Consider the following 8044-nt stretch of genomic DNA (forward strand, 5'->3'; position numbering starts at 1 on the left):
GTCAGCCGTCGCGGAGGACGAGCGTGCACGGGACCGCGGCGCCCCACGGCTGGGTGCGGATGTCGAGGACGGCCGTCGGGTCCGCCCGGCAGGTCGCGACCGCGTCCCGGAACTGCGGCTGCCACTCCGGGCCGGTGCTCCGCTGGGCGCTCCCGGGGGCGTTCACCACCCACGTCGTCACCAGGACCGCGACCATGCACCAGCCGACGGCCGCCCCGACGAGGTGGGCCGCGCCTCCTGGCCGGGAGGCCCGCACCGCCACCCGACGACCGCTCCCGCCGGGCGTGACCACCCGGTCGACGAGGACCGCGGCGGCGACCACGACCGCGGCCGTGAGGAGCATCCCGGCTGCGGCCGCGTACCGGGAGGGCGTCGCGGTGAGGAGTGCCGCCGGGGCGACCTGCGACCACCGGCCGTCGGCGGACCGGTTCGCGAGGAGGGCCGCCGTCCAGACCACGGCGGCGCCGAGGGCGAGCGCGAGGGCGACGACCGCGGCACGTCCGCGGCCGGTGCGCAACGCGACTGCGCAGCCGAGGAGGACGACGACGGAGACCAGCGCGGACGGCACGGCGAGCACCCACCAGCCGTGGTCGACGACGGCCCCCGCCACGGCTCCCAGGTCGGCGTCCCAGAGGCCACCGACCGTCTGCAACAGCCACCCGGCGACGACGTCGGACGCGGCCGGGTGCCCGGGGGCGGAGGCGCGGGGGGTCGCGAAGGCGGTGACGACCTGCGCGGTCGCGGCCACGACGGCCGCGACCGTCACGGGCAGCGCCAGGAAGCGCCTGCCGCCGCGGGGGCCCGGCACCGGTGCCGACGCCGGTGCCGGCAGCCAGGCGAGCACGAGCAGCGGGAGGAACAGGACCGCCTGCGCCTCGGTCGCGAGCACCAGGACCGTGACGACGCCGAGGGCTCCGGCCCCCCACCACGTCCGGCTCCGGTGGGCCAGTACCCACGGTGCGAGGAACAGCGCGAAGGTGTGCAGGTTCGCCGCGTTGCCGGAGACCTCCCACGGCGCCGTCGGCAGGGCCACCGGGACCACGGCGAGCACGAGCCGGAGCGGCCACGACGGAACGACGTCCCGCGCCAGGACGAACACCGCCGCGCACACCGCACCGGCCAGCAGGCAGGACGTCGCCGAGACGACGAGGGCGTAGTCGGCGACCGGGAACAGCAGCGCGAGGTCCACGACGAGCCGCGGCACGAGGTGCAGGTAGCCCGCGTAGGGGTGGAACAGGCTCGCCAACGGCCCGAGGGCCAGGCGCTCACGGAGGAACAGCCCGCCGTCCTCGGCCCACACGGTGCCGCGGGCGACCGGACCGAGGCGGACCCACGCGCTCACGGCGGCGAGCACGCCCACGAGCACCACGGCCGACACCGCGGCGAGTGCCGACCTCCAGCCCCGCGCCGCGTGTCCCATCGGCCTCGACGGTAGTGCGGAGACCGACGATCCGCGATATCGACGCTCCGGGATGGCGTCGGACGCCCCCAGCGGGGTGCGCCATCATGGACGGATGACGGATGCCCGGACGACGCGACTCGTGCTCGCGCGCCGGTACCTGTCCGCCTGGATCGGGTTCTCGGCCGGCGGACGGTTCAGCCAGGCGCTCGCGACCGCGGTCGTCCTCTTCGCCTTCGGCGAGCCGACCGTGCGGGTGCTCGTGGGGACCGCCGGCACCTGGGCCGTCCTCGTCACGCTCGTCGTCCTGGCCGGCCTCAGCCTGCTCGGGCAGCGCTACCGGATCGAGTGGCACGGCGTCCTGCCGCTGTCACTGCTCGCGTTCGTCGGGTACTGCGGGCTCAGCGTGCTCTGGAGCGAGTACTCCTGGGTCGCGCTCCGCGGGTTCGCCGAGACGCTCGGCTTCGTCGGGCTCGGGCTCTACCTGGCGCTCGGCCGCGATCTCGTGCAGGTCATCCGGGCGTGCGGTGACGCCTTCCGGATCCTGCTCGTCATCGCGCTCGCGCTGGAGGTCCTCTCCGGCCTGGTCCTCGACGTCCCGTTCCCCGCGTTCGGGATCCACGGCGACATCGCGTACGGCGGCCCGATCCAGGGCATCGGCGGGACGCGCAACGTGATGGGCTTCATCGCCGCCACGGCACTCGTCACCTTCGTGGTCGAGTACCTCACACGCTCCGTCCCGCACTGGCGCGCCATCGGCTCCACCGCCCTGGCGGTCATCACGCTCATGCTCGTGCAGTCACCGATCACCGGGCTCGCGATGATCGCGCTCACGGTCGCCGCGCTGGCGATGTGGTCGCTCCGGCATGCGAGGCCGGCGTCCCGCCCGGTCGTCAACACGGTCCTCGGGGTGTTCGTGCTCGCGATCGGCACCGTCCTGGTGGTCGCGCGGAACCGGGTCCTGCCCGAGATCGGGGCCGCCGGCGGCACGTCGACGCGGCTGGCGCTCTGGTCGCAGATCCGCGACTTCATCGAGCAGCACCCGGTGCAGGGCTGGGGCTGGGTCGGGTCCTGGCCGAGCGAACCCGTCGTCCCGTACGTCACCTTCGTCGACCCGTCCGGCGTCCGCTTCACCTCGGGCCTCGACGTCGTCGTCGACGCCTGGCTGCAGGTCGGGCTGGCCGGCATGCTGCTGCTGGTGGCCGCGGCGCTGCTCGCGTTCGCCCGCTCCTGGGTCACCGCGACGACCTACCCCGGCGTGGCCTACGTCTGGCCGGCCGCCGTGCTCGTGCTGCTCGGCGTCACGAGCGTGGCCGAGAGCACGCTCCTGCACGGCGCCGGTCTGATGGTGTTCGTGACCGTGCTCGTCGTCTCGGCACGCCGTCGGTCCTGGCGTCGTCGGCTCCTGCACGCCTGAACCGCGGACGGGCGGACCGGGGACTGCGGACCGCGGGCGGCCGGACCGCGGGGCGGTCGAGCAGCGCGGCAGGTCTCCGTCAGGCGCGTCGCACCCGCCGGCGGAACCGGCGCTGGAGGCCCCACTGGGTGGTGCGGAGCATCGCCTCGACGACGATGGCCTGGCTCATCTTCGACACCCCGTGGACACGGTCGCGGAACCGGATCGGGACCTCGACGATCGCGCCGCCGAGGTCGTGCACGCGCAGCGTCATGTCGACCTGGAAGCAGTAGCCCTTCGAGTCGATCTCGTCGAGTGCCATCCGGGCGATCACGTCCGCGCGGTACACACGGAAGCCGGCGGTGATGTCGTGCACGTCGAGCCGGAGCATGATCCGGGCGTAGGCGTTCCCGCCGCGGCTCAGCAGCTCGCGGTGCTTCGGCCAGTCGACCACCGACCCGCCGGTCGTCCAGCGGGACCCGATCGCCAGCATGACGTCGTCGGCCGGGTCCGCGTCGGCGACCGCCGCGATGAGCGCGGGCAGGCGGTCCGCGGGGTGTGACCCGTCGGCGTCCATCTCGACCAGCAGCTCGTACCCGCGCTCGAGTCCCCACCGGAACCCGGCGACGTAGGCCGTCCCGAGGCCGAGCTTGCCGGACCGTCGGAGCAGGTACACCCGGTCGTCGTCGGCCGCGCGGCTCGCCACGAGGTCACCGGTGCCGTCCGGGCTGCCGTCGTCCACGACGAGCACGTGCGCCTCGGGGACGACACCGAGCACCCGGTCGAGGATGTCGGCGACGTTCTCGGCCTCGTTGTAGGTGGGGACGATGACGAGGGTGCGCGGGATCTGGAGGTCAGCCATGGTTCTCTCTGCGGTGTCGTACGGGCACGGGCGCGTCGGCGTCCCCTGCCGGGAAGGCGTCGCTCCGGATGGTCGAGCAGTCGGGGGTCACGTCACCAGCGCCGCGCCCTCGTCCTGGAGCACGTCGCACACGGCGGCCGACAGCCGGACCAGGGCCACCCCGGCCGCGATCGCACCGGCCAGGACCGGCAGCGCAGCGCAGCGCAGTGATGGTCCGTGCGACGGTCGTGGGAGCGCACCTCGGGCGACCGTCGGTGTGGTCACCGTCACGGGCTCGCCGGTCGGGCCAGCGGCGACGGGGATCATCCGGACATGATGCCGGACGGGTACCCGGGTGAGCGAATCCGCAGGGTACCGCGTGTCGGCGGGACTCAGGACCACAGAGCGGTCGTCCGCCGCTGCGTGTTGCCGTCTCCGGTGCCCGGCCGGGAGGCCGTGGCCGGCCCCGTCCCGGAGGTCGCGTCCGTCGGCTCGGCGTCCTCGACGGTCCGGGAGCGGCCGTGGACCCCGTGCCCGTCCGCGTCCCCCTGGACGTCAGGTCCGTCGAGCGTGGTGCGTGCCTCCGGCGACCGGAGTGCCGCGAGCGTCACGGCCACGGCCACGGCCAGCAGGAAGAGTGCGACCACCGCGACCAGCCCGAACCCGACGGGGCCGAGCGGGGTCTGGCCGGCCAACAGCCGGAGCCCGAGCGTCGTCACCTTGAGGTGGAAGCCCTCGTAGTAGCCACGGTAGGCGACGGACCAGCCGTAGACCGTCATGAGCGCCGCCACCACGACGACGGTCCGACCGAGTCGGCGGCGGTCGTCCTCGTCCCGGACGAAACGGCGCCAGGCGATCGCGCTGAGCACCGTGAGGACGCCGACGAGGACGAAGTAGTAACGGCCCTGGATGCCGCCGATCGTCGTCGTCCGGAGGTAGGTCGACCAGTTGTTCTGCAGCCCGGCGGCGAGCGTGAAGAGGGGCAGGAGGGCGAGCAGCCAGGCCGTCCGGCGAGCGCCGCTCCGGAAGCCCCAGACCAGCACGACCCCGATGGCGACGACGCTGAGGGCGGCGATGACGATCGGGCTGGAGGGGTACTGCAACAGGCCGTACTGCCCCCAGAACGAGTTCGTCACCCGGTTCCACTCGGTGTTCACGAAACCACCGACGTCGGGGCCCTCCCCCGGAGCGAACTGCTCGGTGCGGATGGACTGCGGCAGGCCGGCGGGCTGCAGGGTGTGGAAGACCAACACGTTGCGCACCCACCACCACGAGGTGGCCAGCACCGGCACGACGAGCACGACGGCTCCGCGGAGCCACCGGCTGCGCCCCTGCCCGGCGATCACGACCGCCACCACGGCGAACGGCACGAGGGGCAGCGCCGTCGCCTTGAACGACACGGCTGCGGAGGCCGCGACCGCGAGCGCCACGAGGGTGACCCAGCCGCGGTCCCCCGTCACGATCCGGCAGACCAACCAGACGACCACCGCGCCGAGGATGATCACCGGGGTGTCGTTCGTGGCTGACGTCCCGATGAACCCGACCTGCGGGATGAGGAACAGCGACGCCGCGGCGACGAGTGCCGTGCGGGGCGAGCGGGTCACGCGCCGGACGGCGGCCCAGACGACCAGCGGCAGGGTGCCGAGGACGGCGACGTTCATGAGCCGCATCGCGTAGAGGTCGAGGTCCCAGCGGAGGTGCATGTACCCGATGAGGTGCAGCACACCGGCGGCCATGGCGTACCAGGTCGGCGGGTGCTGGGTCATCTGGTTCGTCGCGCCGTTGCCCGGCGCCGAGGCCAGGAGCGCCTCGAGCGTCGGCCGGTCGACCTGCAGGAAGCCGAGCCCCTCGGCCTGGCCGGCGCGGGTGGCGGAGAGCAGCTTCAGGTGCGTCGGGTCGGGCCACCCCTGACCCATCGCGAGCTGCACGGCGGCGTCCCAGTGCGCGATCTCGTCCGGCGACCCGAACAGCGGCTGGAGGGACGCCCAGAGCACCAGGACCGCGACGAACGCCAGGACGATCGCGGTGATGGACAGTCGTTCACGTCGGGACGACCGCACAGCGGTCCCAGGTTCGGTAGGCATCCCCGCCACTGTAGGAGATCCGCAGCTACTGCACCGTCACCGACTTGCACCCGAGTGCCGTGTCGGACGCACCGCCGGGGTCGACCGCGGTGACGCAGACCTGTGAGACGCCCGTCGGCGCTGCGACCTTCGCGACGTACCCCGCCTTCGCACCGGCTGCCGGGTACACCTTCTGGACGTCAGGACGCGCGGCGCCCGTCTTCGCAGCGGTGGTGGCCTTGCCGACGGTGACCCGGAGCGCGATCGGAGCGGCACCGGTGTCGGGGTCGTACGCCCAGCCGTTCACCGTCACGGCGCCCGCGCCGGGGGTGACGGAGTCGAGACGCCCGACCGGCGGGCTGGCGACCTGCACGGTCCGGCAGCCGAGCGTCGTGTTGGCGGAGCCGGCTCCGGTGTTGATCGCGTAGACGCAGACCTGGTGCGGTCCCGGCTTCGCCGCCACGGTCGCCTGGTAGCCGTGGGCTGCGCCGAACGCCGGGTAGGCCGCGCCGATGTCCGAGCGCGCGACGTCCGCGGGGAAGCGCTTGCCGACGCCGTCGACGTACACGTCGACGTTGATCGGCTTCGCGGTGTCGCCGTCGATCGCCCATCCTCGGACCGAGACGCCTCCGGACACGGGGGCGACCTGGTCCACACGGCCGTCCGGCGCCGAGGCGACGGCCCGGACCGTGGTGCAGGTGCCGAGCTGGGCGTCGTGCCCGGCGCCGACGTTCACCGCGGTGACGCAGACCTTCGCGTTGCCGCTGACGGCGGGGACCGTCGCCTCGTACCCGTGCACCGATCCGGCCGCCGGGTAGGCCTTGCCGACGTCGGCACGCGTGCGGTTCGCCGGGATCGTCGTCACCTTGCCGCCGACCGAGACCTTGACGGTGAGCGCGGTCTTCGGCTGGTTCGGGTCGTAGGTCCACCCGCGGACCGCGACGCCGCCGACGACGGTCGTGACGGAGTCGACCCGACCGTCCGGCGAGGCCTTGGTCACGGTGACCGACTTGCAGCCGAGGCTCTGGTTCTTCGTCCCGTCGACGCTGATCGCGGAGGCGCAGACCTGATGCTTGCCCGGGGTGGCCGCGATCGTCAGGTCGTACCCGTGGGAGTTGCCGGACCCCGGGTAGGCCTTGCCCACGTCGGGTCGGCTGGCGTTGGCGGTGTAGCCCGCTCCGGAGGAGTCGACGAAGACGTGCACGCGGGTGGCGGCGGTCGTCGTCGGGTCGATGGCCCAGCCGCGCACGGCGACGGCGTCACCGGCGTCCTGGACCGAGTCGAGTCGGCCGATCGGCTTCGCGGACGCGGTCGGGGAACCGAACCAGTCCGTGTACATCCGCCAGAAGTTGCGGTTGCCGTAGGCCGAGCACGAGTCACCGGTGCCGTAGAGGTTGTTCAGTGCCGCCGTGTTCGGCGTGTACGGCGTGTAGTAGTACAGCGCGGCGGTCGCCTTGTTCTGGACTGAGACCGACTTGGTGCCGCAGGAGGTCGGGACGTTGTACTGGATCTGCCGCACGCCGCCCGGGTTGAACCAGGTGAAGTAGTTGCTCGTGCCCGCGGGGTTGCCGTAGCGCTTCCACTGCCAGGCGGACCAGTAGACCTGGTTGCCGACGCCGGCGTACGCGGGATCGCAGTGGCCACCGACGTTGTCGGGGCAGGCGTAGCCCATGGCGCGTTCGAGCCGAGCGGCGGAGGGGTTCCGCGCGGTGGCGCCGCTGACCAGCGTCTGCTCCTTCTGGAGCGTCACGAGGATGACCTTCGGGCTGATGGAGCAGGCCGCCGCCACGCGGGAGATCATCACCGCGGCCGTCAGGTTCGACCCACCGGTCACGGCGCGGCACATCGGGTCGCTGCCGCGGGAGTTCATGCTGAACTTGCCCACGTTGAGGCACGAACTCGACGCGCAGGTGCCGACCTGCGTGTTGAGGAACGACTGGATCTGCGCGGCGGTCATCGCTCCGCCGTCGTAGAAGTTGGCGTCCGAGATGATGTTGCCCGCCGAGAACGACGAGCCCGTCACCGCGGACGCGGGCTCCTGCGAGGCGTTGGGACCGGACAGCTGGAAACCGACCAGCACACTCGCGACCGCGAGCACACTCGCGATGATGGCGACGACCTTCTTCACGTCGTTGGGCCTTCCGTTGGCGTCGACGGGGTTCTGTGGCGTGCGCGATGCGCTCTGCGCAATCGGTCGACCCCTGACGAACGACCGGTGCACACGGGTCACATCAGGCTACCTGGATCACAGTGATCACACAGCCCCCAGTCCGTCCCCCGGAAGTTGATGACGACGACGGACACGCGGGGCGCGGAGGTGGACACGGAACGACTCCATACGTCGG

Annotated in this window: 6 protein-coding genes; 1 reads left to right on the top strand and 5 read right to left on the bottom strand. The window is 72.7% G+C overall.

Annotated elements, in window-relative coordinates:
- Position 1: 1 nt before the first annotated feature.
- Positions 2-1420: a hypothetical protein gene (locus tag DEI89_RS14305; RefSeq protein ID WP_110904727.1), complete on the bottom strand. Its 1419-nt coding sequence runs from the start codon at positions 1418-1420 to the stop codon at positions 2-4.
- Between the two features lie 94 nt (positions 1421-1514).
- Here DEI89_RS14305 and DEI89_RS14310 point away from each other — a divergent pair, with 94 nt between their 5' ends.
- Positions 1515-2816, top strand: a complete 1302-nt coding sequence (locus DEI89_RS14310) for an O-antigen ligase family protein (RefSeq protein ID WP_110904728.1) — start codon at positions 1515-1517, stop codon at positions 2814-2816.
- Positions 2817-2895: 79 nt separating this feature from the next.
- Here the strand turns inward: DEI89_RS14310 and DEI89_RS14315 are convergent, their stop codons facing one another.
- The 4 genes from DEI89_RS14315 to DEI89_RS14330 all read right to left on the bottom strand — a co-directional run bounded on the left by DEI89_RS14315 (position 2896) and on the right by DEI89_RS14330 (position 7827).
- On the bottom strand, positions 2896-3657 hold the full coding sequence (locus tag DEI89_RS14315) for a polyprenol monophosphomannose synthase (protein ID WP_110904729.1): 762 nt from the start codon (positions 3655-3657) through the stop codon (positions 2896-2898).
- Between the two features lie 87 nt (positions 3658-3744).
- Positions 3745-3963: a hypothetical protein gene (locus tag DEI89_RS14320; RefSeq protein ID WP_110904730.1), complete on the bottom strand. Its 219-nt coding sequence runs from the start codon at positions 3961-3963 to the stop codon at positions 3745-3747.
- Positions 3964-4028: 65 nt separating this feature from the next.
- A complete protein-coding gene (locus tag DEI89_RS14325; RefSeq protein ID WP_110904731.1) occupies positions 4029-5720 on the bottom strand; it encodes a DUF2142 domain-containing protein in 1692 nt (563 codons plus the stop codon).
- Positions 5721-5745: 25 nt separating this feature from the next.
- Entirely contained in the window at positions 5746-7827 is a 2082-nt protein-coding gene (locus DEI89_RS14330; protein ID WP_110904732.1) for a hypothetical protein, read from the bottom strand.
- Positions 7828-8044: the final 217 nt, after the last annotated feature.

It is taken from the genome of Curtobacterium sp. MCBD17_030 (assembly GCF_003224255.1).
Classification (GTDB): domain Bacteria; phylum Actinomycetota; class Actinomycetes; order Actinomycetales; family Microbacteriaceae; genus Curtobacterium.